Raw genomic sequence first — 21,208 nt, forward strand, 5'->3', positions numbered from 1 at the left:
GATGCGGCGGCCGGGTGATCCCGACCGCCGCATCCGTCTGTCAGCTCGCGGCGAGTGCCGTCTCCACCTGCGAGATGAGCTCCTTCGCGGCATCCGCGGGAGTCGTCTTGTCGAAGGTGACGTCGTCGAGCAGCTTCGTGATGATCGGCCCGAGCTGCGAGGTCGGCAGCGCGATCGGGTTCTGCGGCGTGCCACCGGCCTTCGACAGGCGGTCGATGAAGGCCACCTGCTCCTTCTCGGAGTCGGTCAGATCGGGCGTGATGGCCTCGAGCACGGTCGGGTCGGCGGGGATGCCGAGGGTCAGCTTGTTGAGCGGACCGGCCTGCTCGCTGTTCAGCAGGAAGTCGATCAGCTTCGCAGCCTCCTTCGGGTGCTTCGACTTCGAGTAGACCGCGTACTGCACGGTCGGCTGGATGACCAGACCCACCTTGTCGGCGCTGTCACCGGGGACGTTGAGGATCTTCAGCTCCTGACCGGCTGCGCCCGCGTAGATGCTGATGAAGTTCAGCGGCGCGAACGTCATGCCGACCTTGCCCTGACCCATGAGGCTCTGCTCGAGCGACGCCGACGCGTCCTCGGCCGCGGTCGAGGCATCGGGCGACCCGCCGGAGTCCTGCAGGTCCTTCGAGAACTCGAAGAACTTCTCGGCCGTGGCCTCGCTGACGCCGAACTTGCCGTCCGCCGTATAGAGGTCCTCGCCGTTCTGGCGGGCGAACGCCATGAGCGACTGGTCGTTCGAGATGGCCGACGAGCCGTACGTGCCCTTGCCTGCCTTGTCGGAGATCTCCTTGGCGATCGAGATGTAGTCGTCCCACGTCCAGGTCGTGTCGTCGGGGATCGCGACGCCCGCCTTCTCGAAGACGGCCGGGTTGACGATGATGCCGCGCGAGCCGACACCCGTCGGCAGGGCGTAGAGCTTGCCGTCGATGATGCCGGCGTCGAGCGAGCCCGCCTGGAACTTCGACTGGTCGATGTCACCCGTGATGTCGGCGATCGCGTTCTTGCTCTTGTACAGCGGCAGCGCGTCGTACGTGATCTGCAGCGCGTCGGGCGCGCCGCCGCCGGCGACCTGGGTCGCGAGCTTGTCGTAGTACCCGTTGTACTCGCTCGGCTCGCCCTCGACCTTGATGTTCGGGTTCGCCTTCTCGAACAGCTTGATCTGCTCGGCCTTGATGGCGTTCAGCTCATCGCTGCCCCACCAGGCGAAGCGGAGGGTGATCTGCTCGTCGCCGTTTCCGGCTCCGGATCCACCGCCGCAACCGGTCAGCGTGACGGCCAGCGCCACGCCGGCAGCGGCGAAGGCGAGGAGGCGTCGGTTCTTCATGGGGTTCCTCTCAGACGGTGCGGCGGCGGAGGGCGCGCAGCAGGACAGGGGTGATCCGAGCGGAGCGGAGGATCGATCCACCGGCGGCCGTACGTTCGTGTCGGGTCGGGCCGGAGGTGATCGGGGTCATGCCGCTCCTTCGCGGATCAAACGTTTTCTCAGCTGTGAGAAAACGCTTACTGACGGACGGTAGCGCCGGGGTCGCGATGTTGTCAACGATCGGTGTGTCTCGCTTGGGTCACGCCGTCAGTGTCGCGGCGAAGAATGCGCGTGCCTCGTCCTGCATCGCGGGACTCGAGACGTGACCGTCGTCGAAGAATGTCCCGCGGTAGCCCGGCGTCCCCGCCAGGGCTCGGTCCGCGTCGCGCATCCCCTCGATCGGGAACAGCGGATCCTGCGCCCCGTACTGCACGAGGAGCTCGCGCGGAGACGCGGATGCCGCGATTTCGGGGAGGTCTCCCGCCGCCCGGATGCCGGGGCTGTTCAGCAGCCACGAGTGCGTGTCGATCTCGCGCGGGACGAGCGAAGCGAAGGTCGCCATCATGCACGTCACGACGGTCGCCCGCACCCGGTCGTCGAGGGCGCGCAGCATCACGGCGCGGCCGCCGCCGCCCGACAGCCCGAACGTGCCGAGCCTCTCGGCATCCACATCGTCGAGACCGGCGAGCACGTCGAGGGCGGCGACGTCCTCGGTCATCACGGCACCCGCGAGCGACGTGCCGAGCATGCCCGCGGCCTTCGCGAGGGAATCCTCGTGCAACGACGCGACGGCATCGAACCGCTCGGCCTCGGTCGGGGTCACGCCCTCCTCGCGCCAGAGCGCCTCGCGACCTGCGATCAGTCCCGCGAGACGGGGTGTCGGGTGCGAGAGGTCGAACGCCCTGCTGCCCCACGAGAACGTGTCTTGGGCGAGGACGACGAAGCCGTCGCGCGCCAGGTCGTTCGCGGGAGCGAGGCCGCCGTAGACGTTCTCGCGCAGACGGGATGCCGACGGGTGCGGCGCCTGGTCCGTCTCGAGCAGCTGCTCCGCGCCGACCGAACGGACGCCACCGTGGCAGTGCAGGCCGAGCAGTCCGGGGAGGCCGCGACGATCGTCGTCGGGACGCAGCACCCAGGCGCGGGTGCGGGGGCCGTACGGCAGCTGCCAGGAGAGCTCGCGGCCGTGCACGCCGCCTGACCGCCACTCGCGCTCTACGCGGACGTCGCCGGCGACGGCGCGGCGGACGCCGAGGACCGAGGCGAGGATGCGGCGCGTCTCGGATCCGCTCGTCGGCACCTGCTCGCGTTCCAGGAAGGCCGGCCAGTCGGGGTACCCGGCGATCGGGCCGAGGTCCTGCATCTGCTCGTCGACACGGGCGGAATCGGCCATGGCGGCTCCTCGTCTTCGGGGACCGCTTGTGCGCTCCGCTCGATAGTGTATCGTCACAGAAAGCGCTTTCTGAGCGTGTCGTCGGCGGTCGCAGAAGACCGTCGAAAGTGTCGAGGAGGACCCGGATGAGCGCGATCAGCGAGCTGTCCCAGATACGCCGCCCGCGCGGCAAACGAGGCGCGCGCGAGCGACCCAAGGACACGAAGGCCGCCCTGGTCTTCCTGGCCCCGTGGCTCCTCGGGCTGATCCTCGTCACGGTGCTGCCCATCATGGCGTCGCTGTACCTGTCGTTCACGAAATACGACCTGTTCAACGCTCCCGAGTGGATCGGGCTCGACAACTACGTGCGCATGTCGCAGGATCCCCGACTCGGGGCATCCCTCGGTGTGACCTTCGTCTACGTGCTCGTCGGCGTCCCGCTCGCCATGGCCGCTGCCCTCGGCGTCGCGCTGCTGCTCGACAAGGGACTGCGCGGACTCGCGTTCTACCGGTCGATGTTCTACCTGCCGTCGCTGCTCGGCTCCTCGGTCGCCGTCGCGATCCTGTGGAAGCAGATCTTCGGCGTCGACGGCATCGTGAACCAGTTCCTCGCCGTCTTCGGCATCGAGGGACCGGGCTGGATCTCGAACCCCGACACCGCGCTGTCGACCATCATCCTGCTGAGCGTGTGGGGCTTCGGCGCCCCGATGGTCATCTTCCTCGCGGGCCTCCGGCAGATCCCGGTCATGTACTACGAGGCCGCATCCGTCGACGGGGCCGGACCCGCGCGCCAGTTCTTCTCGATCACGCTGCCGCTGCTGAGCCCGATCGTCTTCTTCAACCTCGTGCTGTCGATGATCGGCGCGTTCCAGGCCTTCACGCAGGCCTTCATCATCTCGGGTGGATCCGGCGGACCGTCGGACTCGACCCTCTTCTACACGCTGTACCTCTACCAGAAGGGGTTCACGGCGTTCGACATGGGCTACGCCTCGGCCATGGCCTGGCTGCTGGTCGCCATCATCGCGGGCTTCACTGCCGTGAACTTCGCTCTCTCCAAGCTGTGGGTGTTCTATGACGACTGAACTGATCACGACCCGCGACCGTCGCTTCGCCCAGGAGCGTCAGCGCATCCGACGGCGGCAGAGCGCGGGTCTCGGCGGACGCTCGAAGGTGAGCGTCGTCGCCCGTCACGTCTTCCTCATCGCGACGTCCGCGCTGATGCTCTATCCGCTCCTGTGGATGGTCGTCAGCTCGCTGCGACCCAACGACGAGATCTTCCGCCTGCCGGGCCTCTGGCCGCTGTCGTTCGAGGTGTCGAACTACACCGAGGGCTGGAACGCCCTCTCGCCCTCGTTCGGCACGTACCTGTGGAACTCGATCGTCGTGGTCGCCGGCTCCATCGTCGGCAACCTGATCTCGTGCTCCATGGCGGCGTACGCGTTCGCCCGTCTGAACTTCCACTTCAAGCGCACGATGTTCGCGATCATGCTCGTGACGATCATGCTCCCCGTGCACATCGTGATCGTGCCGCAGTACATCATGTTCAGCCAGCTCGGCATGGTGAACACGTTCTGGCCGCTCATCCTGCCGAAGGCGCTCGCGACCGACGCGTTCTTCATCTTCCTGATGGTGCAGTTCATCCGCGGCATCCCTCGCGACCTCGACGAGGCCGCCCGGATCGACGGCGCCGGACATGCGCGCATCTTCCTGCAGATCCTGCTGCCGATGATGACCCCGGCCCTCGCGACGACGGCGATCTTCACCTTCGTCTGGGTGTGGAACGACTTCTTCGGCGCCCTCATCTATCTGAACAACCCCGACCTGTTCACCGTGCCGCTGGCGCTCCGCCAGTTCATGTCGGCCCAGGGTGCGTCGAACTTCGGCGGCATGTTCGCGATGTCGGTCGTCTCGCTCGTCCCGGTGTTCCTGGCGTTCCTGTTCGGTCAGCGCTTCCTCATCCGAGGCATCGCCACCACCGGCATCAAGTAGGCCCGAACGCGAAGGCGGCGACCCCAGGAGGTCGCCGCCTTCGTCGTGCGTGGGGGAGCGTCAGCCGAGGCGGAGAGCGGTGACAACCTCGGCATCCGACAGCCGACCGTCGGCGACGAGCAGGCGGTAGGAGCGGGTGACGGGGATGCCGGGGGCCAGCTCCACGGCACGGTCCCAGGCGAGGGCGGCGCCGATGCCCGGGTAGCCCGCGACCCGGACGAACCAGGGGTCGGCCGCCGAGTCCTGGTCGAGCGGCGCCATCGCGACGGTCGCCGTGCCGGTGGGGAACTCCGCTGACCACGCGAGCCAGGGGGCGACGGTGCCGTGCACCGCATCCTCGCCCTGCGCCGAGGCGGTCCGCACGTCGACGTCGGTCGCCGCGGGCAGCCGCCACGCGAGTCCGCCGTAGCCGCCGCCGACCCGGCCGTTGCTGCCCGGGCCGCCGAGGTGCAGCGTGCCGGCGCGCGTGGCGAGCGTGAACGTCAGGTCGATGGTGGCCGCGCCGGGCCCGGCCTCGGCGACCGTCATCCGACGCTGCTCGGTGAGCATCTGCGCGCCATCGCGGCCGATCCACGCGAACTCGGCTTCGAGGGCGGATGCCGCCCCCTCGACGCGCGTCGCGACGATGCGTCCGTGGTCGTCGCGCCAGACGTAGTCGCGTCCGGGGGTGTAGGTGCGGCCGCCCCAGAAGTTGACTCCCGAGACGTCTTGCAGCGAGACGCTGATGCCGAGGTGCCAGTCGTGGTCGGCGGGGTGCGTGTCTGACACGACGACGCCGCCCGGCGTGCTCACCGGATGGAGGTAGGGACGCGGGCTCGACGATCGGGTCACATCGGCGCCGTCGACGAGGACGGCGATCGGATGCTGCGGCTCGCCCGGTGCGGCGAGGTCGGCCAGGACGGCGGCCTCGGTCTTCGCGGCCCACGGCAGGTGCAGCTCCGCGAAGGTCGCCTCGGCGTCGACCGCGCGCTCCACGGCGTCCTGCACGCCCGTGATGACGACGCGCGGCGAGCGGCCCTCCTCGTTCCACGTCACGAACGCGGCGTCGATCGCGACCGGCTCGGTGTCGGCGACGGCATCCATCACACGGACGAAGGCTCCCGTCTCGTGCAGCGGAGCGAGCATCGGCGTGCCGTGGTCGCGGTGGTCGAGCAGGTTCTCGACGAGGTCCACGCGGCCGAACTCGACGCGGCGGCCGTCGGTCTCGACGACGTCCTCCGTGTAGAAGAAGGTGGCCGATCCGCGCGTGCCGCGGATGAGGACGTACGGGTCCTCGTCCTGCACGGCGCAGAGGGTCAGCGCGGAGGTGACGCGGATGCCGCGCCCGGTCGACAGACGGATGACGCTGGTGTCGTCCCCCTCGATGGCGTTGGCGCGGTAGAGATCGGCGGTGATCTGCGTCACGTCCGTGGCGGCGGTCGACTGGGCGACGGCGAGGGCGGTCGCGGTCGCGTGGGCGAGCGGGTTCGCGACGACGCCGTCGAGGACGGGGAACCCGTCGAGCACACGGTGCCCGGCCCAGCGGCTGCGCGACCAGTACGCCCGGTCGCGGCACCACAGGCCGACGGCGCCGATCGCCTGGATAGGTCCGAGCCCGAACTCGTCGGCGATGAGGGCGGGGATGGCGAGCGATCCGAGGCTCTGGAACCCTACCTGGACGCGCGCGCCCGAGGCCGCGGCGGCATCCGCCAACACGGTGAAGTCGGCGGACGACAGCACGGGCGGCTTCTCGAGGTAGAGGTCGATGCCGCGCGAGACGACGAGGCCGGCGAGGGCGGCGTGGGTGTGCAGCGGCGTCGCGACGATGACCACGTGGATGTCGTCGACGGCGTCGAGCGCATCGGCGAGTGAGGCGAACGCCTGCGTGCCCGTCGGCAGGTTCTCGGGCGGCACGGGGGTGGGATCGGCGACGGCCACGAGCTCCACGCGATCGCCGAGGCGGCGCAGGTTCTCGAGGTGGACGGTTCCGAAGCCCTGGGCTCCGGCGAGGACGATGCGGGTTCGTCGGGGGACGGTCACGGGGACTCCTTCGTCGGCTCCTTCGAGTATGCCAGCAAGCGCTTTCCCATGCGGCACCCTCTTCCCGTCATCCGCTGATCAGGCGGCCGAGCACGATGCCGAGAAGTCCTGCCGCGACGGCGGCCACCAGCGTCCCGACGGCGTTCACCGATGCCAGAGCGTATCGGCGCTGCTGCACGAGCCGGACCGTCTCGAAGCTCGCGGTGCTGAACGTGGTGAACCCGCCGCACAGGCCCGTGCCGATCACGAGTCGCCACGCGTCGTCGAGGCTGCCGCCGGTGGCGAGCTGCGTGACGAACCCCAGGATGAACGAGCCCGACACGTTGATGAGGAGGGTGCCGAGCGGGAACGCGCCCCGCACGCGGGCTTTGATCGCACCGTCGACGATGAGGCGGAGCGCCGCCCCCACGCCCCCCGCGAGCGAGAGCGCCACGAAGAGAAGGGGCGTCATCGGGCAGCCTGCTTCCGGTGGCGTGCGGCAGCGAGGGCGATGCCCGCCACCGTCGCCAGCGCCCCGACCGCGACGGTGGCGAGCGCGTATCCGATGCCGGCCGCGGCGTGGCCGTCCGTCAACAGCAGCCCGGTGTCGACGGCGAGGGCGCTGTACGTCGTGAATCCGCCCGCGAAGCCGGTGCCGAGCAGCAACCGCAACGACCGACGCCGGCCGACGTCGGGTCCTCGGCGGGAGAGGCCCTCGAGCAGCGCACCAAGGAAGAGGGCGCCGACGATGTTGATGGCGAAGATCGCGACCGGGATGCCGCCCACCGCCGGGATCGTGAGCGACAGCGCTTCGCGGGCCGCCGTTCCCGCCGTCCCGCCGGCGAGCACGAGCAGGATCGACCGCCCCGCGAGATGCACGGGGCGTTGCTCGTGCTCGGGTGCTGGCGTGGTCATCAGGTCCCGGTGTCGAGGGAAGGCGGGCGGTTCCACGATAGACCCGCGGGTTCCGGCGCCAGGGCTGGGCTTGCGGGGACCCGACGTGTCGCGGATGCCGGGGCTCGGCGGCATCCCGCGTCCCCGGAACGCGCGTGGACCGGTCGCAGGGGCTTCCGGCCCGGCATCCGTCGCGCCTACGATGGGACCATGACGCGGAAAACGCTTTCCCATCTGGAAGGTCTCATCGACGGCGACCGCCCCGCGCGGTCGGTGCTGCGTCTGCTCGCCCGGCGGCCGGGACGGATGACCGTCGCCGTCCTCGCGTTCGCGGCGAAGGAGATCCCGCTCTGGTTCCTGCCGGTCGTCACGGCCGCGGTCATCGACGTCGTCGCCGGCCGCGGCGACGTGTCGCAGGTCATGTGGTGGTTCGTGCTGGCCGCCGTCCTCCTGCTGCAGAACTACCCGAACCACATCCTCTACACGCGCAGCTTCATGACGGTCGTCCGCGACACCGGCGCTGACCTGCGCAACGCCCTCGCCGAGCGGCTGCAGAGCCTGTCGATCGGCTACCACACGCGCATCAGCTCGTCGATCGTGCAGACCAAGGTCGTCCGCGACGTCGAGAACGTCGAGCTCATGCTGCAGCAGGTCACGCACCCGCTCCTGTCCGCGACGATGGTCATGATCGGCGCCATCACGATGACCGCGATCGCCGTCCCCGCGTTCCTGCCGGTCTACGCGCTCGCCGTCCCGATCGCGATCGGCATCCGCTACGGCATGCGGCGACGTTCGCACGATCGCAACGCGCACTTCCGCCGCGAGGTCGAGACGCTCTCGGCCCGCGTCGGCGAGATGGCGTCCCTCATCCCCGTCACCCGGGCGCACGGCCTCGAGCAGACCGCTGTGACCCGGGTCGCGACCGGGGCCGACGGCGTCCGACGCGCCGGGCTGCACCTCGACATGCTCAACGGCCACGTCGCGTCCGTGTCGTGGGTCGCGATGCAGCTGCTCGGGGTGGGATGCCTCGTCCTCGCCGCGACCTTCTCGCTCACGGGCATCCTGCCGATCACCCCCGGTGAGGTGGTGCTGCTGTCGACGTACTTCACGCTGCTCACGCAGGGTCTGACGCAGCTGCTCATGCTCATCCCGGTCGGAGCGCGCGGACTCGAGTCGGTGCGCTCCATCGCCGAGGTGCTGCAGGACCCCGACCTCGAGCAGAACGCCGGCAAGCGCACGGTCGACGCCGTCACGGGCAACCTGACCCTCCACCGCGCGTCGCACCGGTACGCCGGCGCCGCCGAGGATGCGCTGCACGCCATCGACCTGCACGTCCCCGCCGGCGCGACCGTCGCCTTCGTCGGGTCGTCGGGCTCGGGCAAGTCCACGATGCTCAACCTCATCCTCGGGTTCCTCCGCCCGACGGGAGGGCGCATCCTCCTCGACGGCGACGACATGCAGGACCTCGACCTGCGCACCGTCCGCCGATTCGTGTCGGTCGTTCCGCAGGAGTCCGTCCTCTTCGAGGGGACCATCCGCGAGAACATCGCCTACGGTCTCGGCGACGTCGACGACGCTCGGATTGAGCGGGCCCTGCGCGATGCGAACGCGTGGGGGTTCGTGCAGGACCAGCCGCAGGGGTGGGACACCGTGGTCGGCGAACGCGGCGCGCGCCTGTCGGGCGGCCAGCGGCAGCGGCTCGCGATCGCCCGCGCTCTCATCCGCGACCCGAGGATCCTCCTGCTGGATGAGGCGACCAGCGCCCTCGACCCCGAGTCCGAGGAGCTCGTGAAAGATGCCCTCGGTCGCCTCATGACGGGGCGCACGACCCTTGTCGTCGCGCACCGGCTCTCGACCGTCCGGCAAGCCGACGTCATCGTCGTCCTCGAGCGCGGCGAGATCGTCGAGCGCGGCTCGCACGACGAACTGCTCGAGCGCGGCGGCCGCTACGCGCAGCTCCATCTCGCGCAGGCGGGTCTCGCATGATCGAGGTCTACCGCGATCCCGTCTACGACGGCGCGACCGATCCGCTCGTCGTGATCGCCGGCCCCGGCGACTGGTGGATGTTCTACACGCAGCGGCGCGCGACCCATCCCGACCCGGGTCCGGGCGTCGCCTGGGTGCACGGGAGTCGCATCGGCGTCGCCCGCTCGACCGACGGCATCCGCTGGTCGTACGCGGGGACGCTCGAGCCGACCGCCGACGGGCTGCAGCTGGATGCCGCCGGCCCGCCCGCGCGCACGGATCGCACCCACTGGGCGCCCGAGGTCGTGTTCGACGGGCAGATCTGGCGGATGTACCTGACCGAGATCGACGGAGTCCCCGACCGGTGGCCGGGGTACGCGCGTCACATCGTGGAGTACCGGTCGGCGGACCTGTCCGAGTGGCATCGGATCGGCGGGCTCGCTCTCGACAGCGACCGCGTGATCGACGCGGGTGTCGCTCGCACCCCCGACGGGCGCTGGCGCCTCTGGTACAAAGACGAGGCCGCCGAGTCGGTCACCAAGGTGGCCGTCTCGGACGACCTGACCACCTGGGAATCCGAGGGCACCGCGATCGGCGGACGGCCCCACGAGGGTCCGACGGTGTTCGAGCTGGGCGGGTTCTGGTGGATGATCGTCGACGAGTGGCGCGGCATGGGCGTGTACCGCTCGGACGATGCGACCTCGTGGCAGCGGCAGGGCGGAGCGGATGCCGTCATCCTCAGCGCCGGCACGGTGCCGAGCCCGGGGTTCGGCCATCACGGGGCGCCCGTGCGCGACGGGGAGCGCGTCTGGTTCTACTTCTTCACGCACCCGGGCGCGCCCGATGAACCCGATGAGCGACGCTGCGCCGTGCTCCGCGCCCGCCTCGAGGTGCGCGGCGACGAGCTCGTCGTGGTGCGCTGACTCGCGGCCTGGCCGGTCCGCTCAAGGTGCGAGTATGGTCCATAGGGTGGGTTGGGACCGGTCACAGGTGGCGTCGTAAAAACGTTTCAATCTTCTTGAAAAACGTTTCAATTGGCGCTACTCTCGGGGCAAGCGCTTTCCTGTGGGCATCGATCCACGGCACCGAAGGAAGTCGCAATCACGGACCATGACGTCCACCAGCACTCGCAACACGGACGTTCGAGAGAGGACAAAGATGTTCAGCAAACGCGTACTCGCCGCCGTCGCACTCGCGACGGGGTCAGTCATCGCCCTTGCCGGCTGCGCCGGCTCGCCGGAGCCCGCCGGCACCTACGACCCCGATGAGAAGGTCTCGCTCGACCTCGCGTTCTGGGGCAACGACGTGCGAGCCGATCTCTACAACAAGGCGATCGACGCGTTCAACGAGAAGTACCCGAATATCAAGGTGAGCACGAGCTTCCTCGCGTTCCCTGAGTTCTGGGAGAAGCGGCAGACCGAGGCGGCGGGCAAGAACCTCCCCGACGTCATGCAGTTCGACTACTCGTACCTGCGGCAGTACTCCGAGAACGGGCTCCTCCTCGACCTCGACCCGTACCTCGGCGGCATCATCGAGACCGACCCGCTCCCGCAGAACATCCTCGACATCGGCGTCGTAAACGACACCACCTACGGCATCGCCACCTCGACGAACGCCTGGGGTCTGTTCACCAACCCGGTCCTGCTCGAGAAGGCCGGTGTCGACGAGTTCCCCGGCGGCTCCTGGGACGACTACACCGCCTGGATGAAGGACATCACCGACGCCAGCGGCGGTGAGTACTGGGGCGGCAGCGATTACACCGGCCGCATCCAGAACTTCGAACTCCAGTTGCGCGCGGAGGGCGGCAACCTCTTCACCGAGGACGGCAAGCCCGGTTTCGACGAGGCGCGCCTGAAGGCGTTCTGGGAGGAGGGCCAGTCGATCCGTGACGGCATCGGGGCGCCGCAGCAGACCGTCGAAGAGGCTCTGCCGCTCGGTCCGTTCGACACGGCCATCACCGCCAGCGAACTCACCTGGGACAACTTCGGCGCCGGCTACCTCGGCAACCTCGGCGAGAGCTACACCGAGCTCGGCCTCGTCGCCCCGCCGGTGACCGAGGAAGGCGCCAAGGACCTCTACCTGAAGCCCTCCATGCTGCACTCGATCGCGGCGAACACCGACCACCCCGAGGCTGCGGCGACGCTCGTGAACTTCCTCGTCAACTCGCCCGAGTCGGGTGAGATCTTCGGCACCAACCGCGGTCTGCCCGCGTCGGAGACCGCTCTGGCCGCCGCCGACCTCGACCCGCTGAGCCAGCAGGTCAAGGCGTACGAGGAGTCCATCGCCGACCGTCTCGGCGACGCGCCTCCCGTTCCGATCGTCGGCTATGGCACCCTCGAGGAGAAGTTCCGTCAGCTCGGCGTCGAACTGAACTTCGGGACCATGACCGTGGACGAGGCCGTCTCGCAGTTCTTCACCGAGATGGACGTCGCCCTCAACTCGTGACCGATCGCGGGGTCCGGATGCCGCGGCATCCGGGCCCCGCACCGTCCCCCCCGACATCAGGAGCCACCCGTGAGCACCACCGCGACGAGAGTCATCGTCACCGGCGAGAAGCGGCGTCGCGCACTCGCGAACAAACGCCGGCCCGAGAACCTCAGCCGTCCCACCCAGCGCTCGCGCGCCCGCAAGGAGACGCTCGCCGGCTACGGATTCCTCATCCCATGGCTGGTCGGCTTCTTCGGGCTGACGATCATCCCGATGGGGTACTCGCTGTACCTGTCGTTCACGCGGTACAACATCTTCACGCCGCCCCGCTGGATCGGGTTCGACAACTACGTCCGCCTGTTCACGAACGACCCGCAGTTCATCCAGTCGGCGCAGATCACTCTCGTCTACGTGTTCGTCGGCACTCCGATCACTCTGATCGCGGCGCTTCTCGTGGCGATACTGCTCAATTACCGCGACAAGGGCGCCGGCTTCTTCCGCTCGGCCTTCTACGCCCCGTCGCTCATCGGCGGATCGGTGTCGGTCGCGATCGTCTGGCGCGCCATGTTCGGCTCCGAGGGTCCCGTCGACTCGTCGCTCTCGGCCATCGGCATCGACCTCGGCGGGTGGATCGGTAACCCGAGTCTCGTCCTGCCCGCGATGATCATCCTGTCGATCTGGCAGTTCGGCGCGACGATGGTCATCTTCCTCGCGGGACTCAAGCAGGTCCCGAAGGAGCTCTACGAAGCGGCCGAGATGGACGGCGCCGGGCCCTGGTACCGCTTCCGCGCGGTGACCCTTCCGATGCTGTCGCCGGTCATCTTCTTCAACCTGCTGCTGGGCCTGATCGGTGCGTTCCAGGTGTTCGCCTCGGCGTACATCATCTCGAACGGCTCGGGCGGCCCCGCCGGCATGACGAACTTCATCACGATCTACCTCTACAAGCGGGGCTTCAGCGACGGCCAGATGGGCTATGCCGCTGCGATCGCCTGGGTCCTGCTGGTGGTCGTCGCGATCATCGCCTTCATCCTCTTCCGCACCCAGCGCTCCTGGGTGCACTACGCCGGAGACAACCGATGAGCACATCCAACGTCGCCACGACCTCGGGCGCGGCATCCACCCCCGTCTTCGCCGCGCAGCAGACGATCGCCGCTCCGCCGCGGCGTCGCCGCGTCAAGCGCAAGACCTGGCAGACAGTCGTCTGGCTCGTCGTCCTGATCGCGCTGACCGCCCTCGTCCTGTACCCGCTCGTGTGGCTGGGCATCTCGACGCTGAAACCGAACTCCGAGTTCGGTCAGAACCCCGGACTCATCCCGCAGCAGCCGACCTTCGACAACTATCTGAAGGTCTTCGACGGCATCGCCGGCGTCCCGCTGTGGCAGTTCTTCGGCAACTCGCTCATCCTCGCGGTCCTGGCCGTCGTCGGAACCGTGTTCTCGAGCGCGCTGGCCGCCTACGCGTTCGCTCGCATCCAGTTCAAGGGACTCGGCATCCTGTTCGCGGCGATGATCGGCACGCTGTTGCTGCCGTTCCACGTCGTGATCATCCCGCAGTACATCCTGTTCAACAATCTGGGTCTGGTCGACACGTTCTGGCCGCTCGTGCTGCCGAAGTTCCTCGCGACGGAGGCGTTCTTCGTCTTCCTCCTCGTGCAGTTCATGCGTCAGATGCCGCGCGACATGGATGAGGCGGCCCGCATCGACGGCGCCGGACACGTCCGGATCTTCTGGGCGATCATCCTTCCGCTCGTGAAGCCGGCGCTGATCACGTGCGCGATCTTCGCCTTCATCTGGTCGTGGAACGACTTCCTCGGGCCCCTGCTGTACCTGACGAGCCCGGAGAACTACCCGCTCCCGATCGCGCTGCGCCTCTACAACGACCAGTCGTCGACGAGCGACTTCGGCGCGACGGTCACGGCCTCGTTCCTCGCCCTCGTGCCCGTGCTGCTGTTCTTCCTCGTGTTCCAGCGCTTCCTCGTCGACGGCGTCGCGACGCAGGGCCTCAAGGGCTGACGATGGCCGCGACGCGAACGGATCGGCGGGCCGTGCGTGCCGCGGTGCGCGCCGACCGTTCCGGCAGCGGTCCGGTCCTCGAGGAGCGGGCTCCGTCCCGGTTCCCCGGCGCCGCCGCGAAGTTCGCGCTCTTCGGGGAGGTCCTCCTCGTGGGTCTGCTCGTCGTGCTCGTCGGCGTGCTGGTCGTGACCCTGCCGATCGCGCTGGCGGCCGGCATCCGTCACCTGGCCCGCTACATCGCGGCGGAGGACTCGCGGCTCGGTCTGTTCTGGCGCGACGTCCGTGCCGGGATCGCCGGCGGCAGCGTCGTCGGGCTCATCGCCGCGGTGATCGCCGTCGTGCTGGCCATCGACATCGACCTCGCACGGTCGGGGTTCCTGCCCGGGGGCGGCGTCATCGAGGCCGTCGGATGGACGGGCCTCGCCGTCCTCACCGTCGGGCTGCTGATCGCAGCGGGCGCGTGGGATCCGCGGACCGGCTGGCGAGCGGCCGTCCGCAGCGTTCCGGCGACCGTCCGCAGCGACCTGCGGGGGCTCGCGTTCTACGTCGCGGCGGTCGCGCTCGTCGTCGTCCTGACGTGGATGCTGCCGCCCCTCCTGCCCGCCGCGCTCGGCTGCGCGGTCCTCGCCGTCGTGGCGGTTCCCGAGCGCCGACGCTGAGTCAGCGCACGCGACGGGCGGTGAACGTCGCCCGCCCGGGTGTCGTCCCGGTCACGTAGAGCCGCGGACCACCCAGGGCGTCGGTGCCGCCCAGGTAGTCGTAGTCCTCACCGGGAAGGTACGCGGCCGGTGCGGACGAGCCCGTCCCGGGGCCGATCTCGAGGATGTCGTCGCCGACGGCGTACCGCGCGGTCCCGTCGGTGAGCACGGCCGTGCCGTCGGCCCGCACGTCGACCCCCTCAAACGCGCCGCCCGCGCGGAAGGCGAACTCGAGGCTCCACGCACAGATCGGACCCTCGGTCTCGACCGTCAGCTGAACGCCGTCCTCGACGGGCACGACGTCGATGCGGGTACGGAGCGGAACCTCGTCGCGCGGACGCTCGTCGAACGACATCGCGGCCGAGAAGCGACCCTCGTCGACGACGCGGTAGTCGCCGCCCGGGCGGCGGAGCGTGGTGTCCAGCGGCCCGAAGTACGCGGGGGAGAGCCGCTCCTCGAGCACGATGCGGTCGTCCTCGACGGTCATCTCATCGGCGCGGAGCGGGCCGAGACCGAAGAAGTGCCGCGAGAGTCGCACCGAGTCGAGGACGGCGTCGCCGGCGAACAGGCGCAGGAACGTCGGGTTGCTCGCGAGGCCCGAGCGGATGCGGCGGGCGACGGTGTAGTCCGACCCGCCGAAGACCACCAGCGAACGGTCGGGCGTTCGGTCGACGACGAGCCCCGAGACCGGCCACACGAGTCGCGCCCGGTCAGCCGGCGCCGTGCCCGCGGGCAGCGGCTCGCGCAGCGCCGGGTGCAGGATCATGTCGGCGAGGGCCGTCTGCGGATCGATGACGGGGGCGGATGCCGCGACCCGCGCCGCCCACGCGAAGTCACCCCGTCCCGTCTCGAGTGCGATGCGGCGGTAGTGGAGGGTGAACGGCGCGAGGGGGAACCTGGTCTCGCGCTGATCCTGCCTGCGGGAGTGCACGGTCTCGACGGAGCCGTCGGGGTGGATGAGTCCCAGGGTCGCCTCGAGGTTCCGTGCCACGACGTCGTGGAGCTCGGGCAGGCCGAGGACGTCGCCGATGACCAGAAGGGAGGGATTCGAGACGTAGACGGCGTAGTTGGCGCTGCGCTCGGAGTACAGGCCGTCGGCGTCGATGTCGATGCCCTCGGCGAGCCACTCGCGCGCCCGCGCCTCGAGCCGCGGGTCGGGGCGGTGTCGATGCAGCCGGGTGAGCGCGGCGCTCAGCTCCCAGCGATGGTTCGGCGTGTGCACGCCACCCGCGAGCAGCGCCGGGGCGGCGCGATCGGCGATGCCTCCCAGCACCTCGGCGACCCGGTCGAGCCGGGCGTCGCCCGAGCGGCGCGCGAGCTCGAGGATGTCGCCGACGTCGTTGATCGTGAATCCGGTGTCGGGCGGCGACTCGACGTTGTCGCCGCCGAGGAAGAGCCCCGTCGGCGACTGCAGGTCGTGCAGGATCCCCGCATACTTCTCGGCGAGGGCGACCGCCGCCGGGTCGCCGGCGAACGCGGACCCCGGCTCGAGGAAGACCGCGACCAGCAGTTTGGCGCGCCGCATCGACTCGCGGTGCGGACCGAGCGGGGCGAGCGACACATCGGTCGACGCCTGCAGGAGCGCGGTGGCCTCGGCATCCGCCGCGGCGATCACGTCGGCGATGAAGGTATCGGTGTCGATCATCATGACTGCTCCGGTTCGTGCAGGGCGATGCGCAGGGTGACGACCTCGAACGCGCGCAAGTCGAGCGCGACGGTGCGGTCGTCGGTCCGCGCGGCGTCGGCGCGGCCGCGGCCGACGGTCTCGACGAGGTCGCAGACCTCGAGCGATGAGGCGGGGACGTCGAGGTGCAGCGTGCCGCCGGTGCGGGCGCCGCGCTGCTCGAAGGCGCGGACGATGAGGTCGCCGCTGCCGTCCGCCGCGAGCTTGACCGCCGAGACGACGATGCCGTCGGTCGAGCTCGTCACGAGCGGTGCGACCGGCGCTGCGCCCGTGACCTCGCGCAGCGGCGAACCGACGATCGCACCCCAGCGAGCGGCATCCGTCGTCGTCTCGGCCGGCGCGAAGAGCGACGTGAACTCGTGCACGCCCTGATCCGCGTCGGGGTCGGGGAACGTCGGCGCGCGCAGCAGCGACTGCCGCACGGTCGTGACCGTCCCGTCCTCGTCGCTCGTGCGCGTCGCATCGTGGCCGTACATGCCGTCGTTGACGATCGCCGCACCGGTGCCCGGCTCGCCGACGTGCACCCACCTGTGCGCGCAGACCTCGTAGCGGGCGGCATCCCACGACGTGTTCGTGTGCAGCGGGCGACGCACGTGACCGAACTGCGTCTCGTAGGCCGCGTCCTGCGCGTGCACCGCGACGGGGAAGGCGAGCTTGAGCAGACGGTGCCGCTCGTGCCAGTCGACGCGGGTGCGGATGCGGACGCCGCCGCCCTCGGGGTGGATGTCGATCCATTGCTCGGCGGTGCCGTTCGGCAGCGGGTGCACGACGTGCACGACGCCGTCGACCAGCTCGGCCGTGCCGCCGTCGACGTCTGTCGTGGCGAGGCGGTACGAGGCGTCGAGCTCCCACGCGTCCCACTTCGACGGTGCATCGACGTGCAGCTGCAGCAGTCCGCCGCGGTGACCGGCGGGGATGAGGTCACGCCCGGTGGCGAGCTCGACCACGCTCCGGAGGGTGCCGTCGGGTCCGACGCGCACGTCGATCTGGTCGGAGCACAGGCGGAATCCGCCGTCGACGTTCTCGGCCGTGACCGGCACCGGCGCCGGCGCGGGTCCCGCGCCGCCCGCGGCGATCGCGGCGACGGGTGCCGTGCCCGGGTTGAGCGCCATGGGCTGCGAACCCTCGCCGACGAGGGCGGCGACGGCATCCGCGATGATCCGCTCGAGCCGGTCGGTCGTCTCGGCGTGCGAGCGCTCCGCCTCGCGGTGCACCCACGCGATCGCGCTGCCGGGGAGGATGTCGTGGAACTGAAGCAGCAGCACCTCGCGCCAGAGCTCGTCGAGCTCGGCCGCCGGATAGGGGATGCCGCGGCGTACCGTGGCCGCGGCGCTCCAGTGCTCCGCCTCGACGAGCAGGGCCTCGTTGCGACGGTTGCCGCGCTTGGTGCGCATCTGCGACGTGAAGATGCCGCGGTGGAACTGCAGGTACATCTCGCCGGACCAGACCGGCGGGTCGGTCGGTTCGGCGGCCGCCTCGAGGAAGAACTCGCGCGGCGTGCCGAAGGCGACCGTGGGGGAGCCCTCGAGGTCGGCCTGCAGGCGGGCGTCGGCCATCATCTCGCGTGTCGGTCCGCCGCCGCCGTCGCCGAAGCCGAACGGCATGAGCGAGCGGGTGCTGGCCGCGTGGTCGGCGAAGTTGCGGACACTGCGGGCGAGCTCGGTCGGCCGCATGTCGCCGCTGTAGGTGTTGTTCGGCGGGAAGTGCGTGAAGATCCGCGACCCGTCGAGTCCCTCCCAGACGAAGGAGTGGTGCGGCATCGTGTCGACGTCGTTCCAGCACATCTTCTGCGTGAAGAACCACTCCAGTCCCGCGCCGCGCAGCAGCTGGGGGAGTCCGGCGGGGAACCCGAACGAGTCGGGCAGCCACCCGACGTCGCTGCGCGCTCCGAAGTGCTCCTCGAAGAAGCGCGTGCCCGCCAGTAGCTGACGGGCCAGCGATTCGCCCGAGGGCATGTTGACGTCGGATTCGACCCACATGTTGCCGACGGGGAGGAAACGTCCCTCGGCGACGCGTTCCTTGATCCGCGCGAAGAGCTCGGGATCGCTGCGGCGCACCCACTCGAAGTGCTGCGCCGACGAGCTGACGAAGACGGCATCGGGATCGGCTTCCATGAGATCGAGCACGTTCGCGTACGTGCGCGTGACCTTCCGCACCGTCTCGCGGCTCGGCCACAGCCACGCAGAGTCGATGTGGGCGTGCCCCGTCGCGGTGATGCGGTGAGCGGATGCCGCGGCCGGTGCCGCGAGGAGGGGAGCGAGGATGCCGCGGGCCGCCGCCGCACCCTCGGCGGGCGCGTCGGGGTCGATCGCGTACAGCGCGCGCTCGAGTCCGTCGAGGATGCGCGCGCGACGCGGATCGGAGTCGACCAGCTCGCGGGCGAGGCCGACGAGCACGATGACCTCGCGGCGGAGGCGCTCGACGTTCTCGTCGACGAGGTGCAGCTCCATCCGTCCGAGGCGGTAGAGGGGCTCGGCGCCGGCCGTGGCCGGGTCGCCGAGCGGAGTGGGCGAGAAGGCGAGGGGGCTCTTGAAGTCGTCGCCCCCCGACAGGTCGGGATTCGCGGCGGCCTCGACCGTGAACGACACGCGCTCACCGGGGCCGTTCGACACGGGGACGTGATGGTTCCGCGGCTCGAGGCCCTTCACCACGACGCCCTCCGGCGTCCGCACGAGTCCCTCGCACTGGAAGCCGGGTTTGGCCTGCGAGAAGCCGAGGTCGAGCGACAACTCGATGCGGCCGTCGCGCTCGGCCCAAGACCGCGGCACCTCGCCCTCGACGGTGAACCACGTCGTGCCCCAGGCGCGGCCCCAGCGGTGACCGCCCTCGACGGGGGCGAACGCGGCATCCTGCCGCATCCGCTCCACCGACACCGGTTCGCCCGGCAGGTCGCCCTTGTCGGGGACCTGCCAGGCGGACACGTGGAGCGGAGCTCGGTCGGCGACGACGGCCCGGTCGAGGTACTCCCCGACGAAGCGGTCGACGCGTTCCAGGACGAGGTGGTCCCGTGAATGCATCAGTCCTTGAGTCCTGCGTTGATGTTCGACGAGGTCACGTACTTCTGGAACACGAGGTACAGCGCGACCAGGGGGATCATCGACAGCACTGATGCCGCCAGGAGGATCGTCCACTCGATGTTCTCGGCGCCGACCAGGGCCCGCAGCGCGATCTGCAGGGTGAACTGCTCGGGGTCGCCGAGGATGATGAGCGGGAAGATGTAGTCGTTCCAGCGCCACTGGAAGGACATGATCGCCAGCGTCAGCGCGATGGGCCGGGCCAGCGGCAGCATGATCCGGAAGAAGATGCCGTATTCGCTCGCACCGTCGATGCGCGCGGCCTGCATGAGCTCGTCCGGGATCGTGATGAAGAACTGGCGGAACATGAAGACGCCGGTCGGGGTGACGATCGAGGGGATGATCACACCGGCGAGCTGGTTGTAGAGCCCGAGGTCGCGGATGACGACGAACATGGGGTTGAGGATGACCTCGCCCGGCAGCATCGTCATCGAGAGGATGAAGAGTCCCAGGACGCTCAGCCACGGGTTCTTGTACTTCGCGAGCGCGTAGCCCGTCGTCGCGCAGAGGAAGACCGTCAGGACGGTCGACACCGTCGCCACGATCGCCGTGTTCAGGAAGTAGCGGGCGAAGTCGATGCGCTCGAGCGCCGCCTCGTAGCCGCCGAGCGTCCACTCCTTGGGGAAGAACGACAGCGGGTAGCTGAACAGCTCGCTGCCCGGCTTGAACGACGAGAGCAGGAACCACGCGAGCGGGAACAGCATCAACAGCGCCAGGACCCACAGCATGGTGGTCGGCACGACGGCGCGGCGGCGGAGGTTCTTCGACCGGCGGCGACGCTCGAAGCTCTCGCGCTTCTTCTCGTCGGGGACGGTGATGGCGTAGGTGGTCACCATGAGTTGTTGCTCCTCCGGCTGATGCGCAGCTGGATGATCGCGATGACCATGAGGATCACCAGGAGGACCATCGACGCCGCGCTGGCGTAGCCGATCTCGGACTGCTTGAAGCCGGTCTCGTAGATGTACTGGACGATCAGTCGGTTCTGCGTTCCGGGACCGCCGCCGTTGAGCGACTGGACCAGTGCGAACTCCTTCATGTGCCCGAGCGTGGACAGCAGGATCACTAGGACGGACGTCGGGGCGATGGAGGGCAGCGTGATGCTGCGGAAGCGCTGCCAGCCGTTGGCGCCGTCGAGCTCGGCCGCCTCGTAGTACGACTTCGGGACGTTGTTGAGGGCGGCGACGAACAGCAGCATGTTGAAGGCCGCACCGGCCCACGAGGATGCCAGGATCACGACGAGCAGCGAGAGGTCCGCGTTCGAGGACCACGGCACACGCTCGCCGCCCAGCATGCTGATCACGAAGTTGACGAAGCCGAAGCTCTCGCCGAACATCCAGCGCCAGATGACACCGGTCACGATCGGCGAGACGAGCCACGGGAGGAAGAAGATGATGCGCGCAGCGGTCTTGCCGCGGGCGTGCGCGGCGTTGATCGCGACGGCCATGCCGAGCGAGAGCGCGTAGCTGAGGGGCACCGAGAGCAGTGCGAAGACGAACGTGCGGCCGAGGGCCGAGTAGAAGCTCGGGTCGCTGAGGAGCTTGCTGTAGTTGTCGAGTCCGACGAACTCGGCGTCGCCCCAGCCGCGGAAGTCCGTCAGCGAGTACGACAGTCCGAGGACGCCCGGCCACAGGAAGAACAGGGCGAACAGGGCGGCCGTGACGACGGTGAACAGGAACGGCGCCATCCGGTACCGGCCGAAGGCGCGCTTGCGGCGGGGGGAGGGCGCGCCGGGCGCCCCCGCCGTGGGGGCGGAGGCGTCCGGCGTGATGGTTGCAGTCATGCGTGTGCGGTTCCC

General features: G+C 69.6%; 17 protein-coding genes. 8 read left to right on the forward strand and 9 right to left on the reverse strand.

Features of this window, described 5'->3' with window-relative positions:
* Positions 1-40 precede the first annotated feature (40 nt).
* Together H286_RS0113180 and H286_RS0113190 are read right to left on the reverse strand one after the other, a co-directional pair.
* Complete coding sequence (locus H286_RS0113180; RefSeq protein ID WP_020098534.1) at positions 41-1,324, reverse strand: ABC transporter substrate-binding protein; 1,284 nt, start codon at positions 1,322-1,324, stop codon at positions 41-43.
* 238 nt (positions 1,325-1,562) lie between these two features.
* A complete protein-coding gene (locus H286_RS0113190; protein WP_020098535.1) occupies positions 1,563-2,693 on the reverse strand; it encodes an acetylxylan esterase in 1,131 nt (376 codons plus the stop codon).
* Positions 2,694-2,818: 125 nt separating this feature from the next.
* On the opposite strand from H286_RS0113190, the gene H286_RS0113195 reads away from it, so the two are divergent.
* Positions 2,819-3,754 carry a carbohydrate ABC transporter permease gene (locus H286_RS0113195; RefSeq protein ID WP_020098536.1) on the forward strand — a complete coding sequence of 312 codons (936 nt, stop codon included), beginning with the start codon at positions 2,819-2,821 and terminating at the stop codon, positions 3,752-3,754.
* Positions 3,744-4,661 carry a carbohydrate ABC transporter permease gene (locus H286_RS0113200; RefSeq protein ID WP_018187515.1) on the forward strand — a complete coding sequence of 306 codons (918 nt, stop codon included), beginning with the start codon at positions 3,744-3,746 and terminating at the stop codon, positions 4,659-4,661. Before H286_RS0113195 ends, H286_RS0113200 begins: the two co-directional genes overlap by 11 nt.
* 60 nt (positions 4,662-4,721) lie before the next feature.
* Here H286_RS0113200 and H286_RS0113205 read toward each other — a convergent pair whose 3' ends face one another.
* The 3 genes from H286_RS0113205 to H286_RS0113215 form a co-directional block, all read right to left on the reverse strand.
* Positions 4,722-6,680 carry a DUF6807 family protein gene (locus H286_RS0113205; protein WP_020098537.1) on the reverse strand — a complete coding sequence of 653 codons (1,959 nt, stop codon included), beginning with the start codon at positions 6,678-6,680 and terminating at the stop codon, positions 4,722-4,724.
* 67 nt (positions 6,681-6,747) lie between these two features.
* On the reverse strand, positions 6,748-7,131 hold the full coding sequence (gene crcB, locus H286_RS0113210) for a fluoride efflux transporter CrcB (protein WP_020098538.1): 384 nt from the start codon (positions 7,129-7,131) through the stop codon (positions 6,748-6,750).
* Positions 7,128-7,538: a CrcB family protein gene (locus tag H286_RS0113215; RefSeq protein ID WP_020098539.1), complete on the reverse strand. Its 411-nt coding sequence runs from the start codon at positions 7,536-7,538 to the stop codon at positions 7,128-7,130. Before H286_RS0113215 ends, crcB begins: the two co-directional genes overlap by 4 nt.
* A gap of 225 nt (positions 7,539-7,763) precedes the next feature.
* Here H286_RS0113215 and H286_RS0113220 point away from each other — a divergent pair, with 225 nt between their 5' ends.
* From H286_RS0113220 to H286_RS0113245, 6 genes are all read left to right on the forward strand, one after another.
* On the forward strand, positions 7,764-9,539 hold the full coding sequence (locus tag H286_RS0113220) for an ABC transporter ATP-binding protein (protein WP_020098540.1): 1,776 nt from the start codon (positions 7,764-7,766) through the stop codon (positions 9,537-9,539).
* A complete protein-coding gene (locus tag H286_RS0113225; RefSeq protein WP_020098541.1) occupies positions 9,536-10,441 on the forward strand; it encodes a family 43 glycosylhydrolase in 906 nt (301 codons plus the stop codon). The genes H286_RS0113220 and H286_RS0113225 overlap by 4 nt, the downstream gene beginning before the upstream one ends.
* A 235-nt stretch (positions 10,442-10,676) precedes the next feature.
* Positions 10,677-11,963 (forward strand): ABC transporter substrate-binding protein, encoded by a 1,287-nt coding sequence (locus H286_RS0113230; RefSeq protein ID WP_020098542.1) that lies wholly within the window; start codon positions 10,677-10,679, stop codon positions 11,961-11,963.
* 69 nt (positions 11,964-12,032) lie between these two features.
* Positions 12,033-13,025 (forward strand): carbohydrate ABC transporter permease, encoded by a 993-nt coding sequence (locus H286_RS0113235; RefSeq protein WP_020098543.1) that lies wholly within the window; start codon positions 12,033-12,035, stop codon positions 13,023-13,025.
* Entirely contained in the window at positions 13,022-13,957 is a 936-nt protein-coding gene (locus H286_RS0113240; RefSeq protein ID WP_020098544.1) for a carbohydrate ABC transporter permease, read from the forward strand. The genes H286_RS0113235 and H286_RS0113240 overlap by 4 nt, the downstream gene beginning before the upstream one ends.
* Positions 13,958-13,959: 2 nt before the next feature.
* Entirely contained in the window at positions 13,960-14,616 is a 657-nt protein-coding gene (locus tag H286_RS0113245) for a hypothetical protein (RefSeq protein ID WP_028497523.1), read from the forward strand.
* A gap of 1 nt (position 14,617) precedes the next feature.
* On the opposite strand, the gene H286_RS0113250 is transcribed toward H286_RS0113245, so the two are convergent.
* From H286_RS0113250 to H286_RS0113265, 4 genes are read right to left on the reverse strand one after another with little or no spacing between them, the layout of a single operon-like run.
* Positions 14,618-16,300: a hypothetical protein gene (locus H286_RS0113250; RefSeq protein WP_231370969.1), complete on the reverse strand. Its 1,683-nt coding sequence runs from the start codon at positions 16,298-16,300 to the stop codon at positions 14,618-14,620.
* On the reverse strand, positions 16,300-19,356 hold the full coding sequence (locus H286_RS0113255; RefSeq protein WP_020098547.1) for an alpha-mannosidase: 3,057 nt from the start codon (positions 19,354-19,356) through the stop codon (positions 16,300-16,302). Before H286_RS0113255 ends, H286_RS0113250 begins: the two co-directional genes overlap by 1 nt.
* The gene (locus H286_RS0113260; protein ID WP_018187503.1) at positions 19,356-20,249 is read right to left on the reverse strand and encodes a carbohydrate ABC transporter permease; all 894 of its coding nucleotides are present in this window, start codon (positions 20,247-20,249) and stop codon (positions 19,356-19,358) included. The genes H286_RS0113255 and H286_RS0113260 overlap by 1 nt, the downstream gene beginning before the upstream one ends.
* The gene (locus tag H286_RS0113265) at positions 20,243-21,193 is read right to left on the reverse strand and encodes a carbohydrate ABC transporter permease (protein WP_020098548.1); all 951 of its coding nucleotides are present in this window, start codon (positions 21,191-21,193) and stop codon (positions 20,243-20,245) included. Before H286_RS0113265 ends, H286_RS0113260 begins: the two co-directional genes overlap by 7 nt.
* Positions 21,194-21,208: the final 15 nt, after the last annotated feature.

Source organism: Microbacterium sp. 11MF (assembly GCF_000383475.1).
Classification (GTDB): domain Bacteria; phylum Actinomycetota; class Actinomycetes; order Actinomycetales; family Microbacteriaceae; genus Microbacterium; species Microbacterium aquilitoris.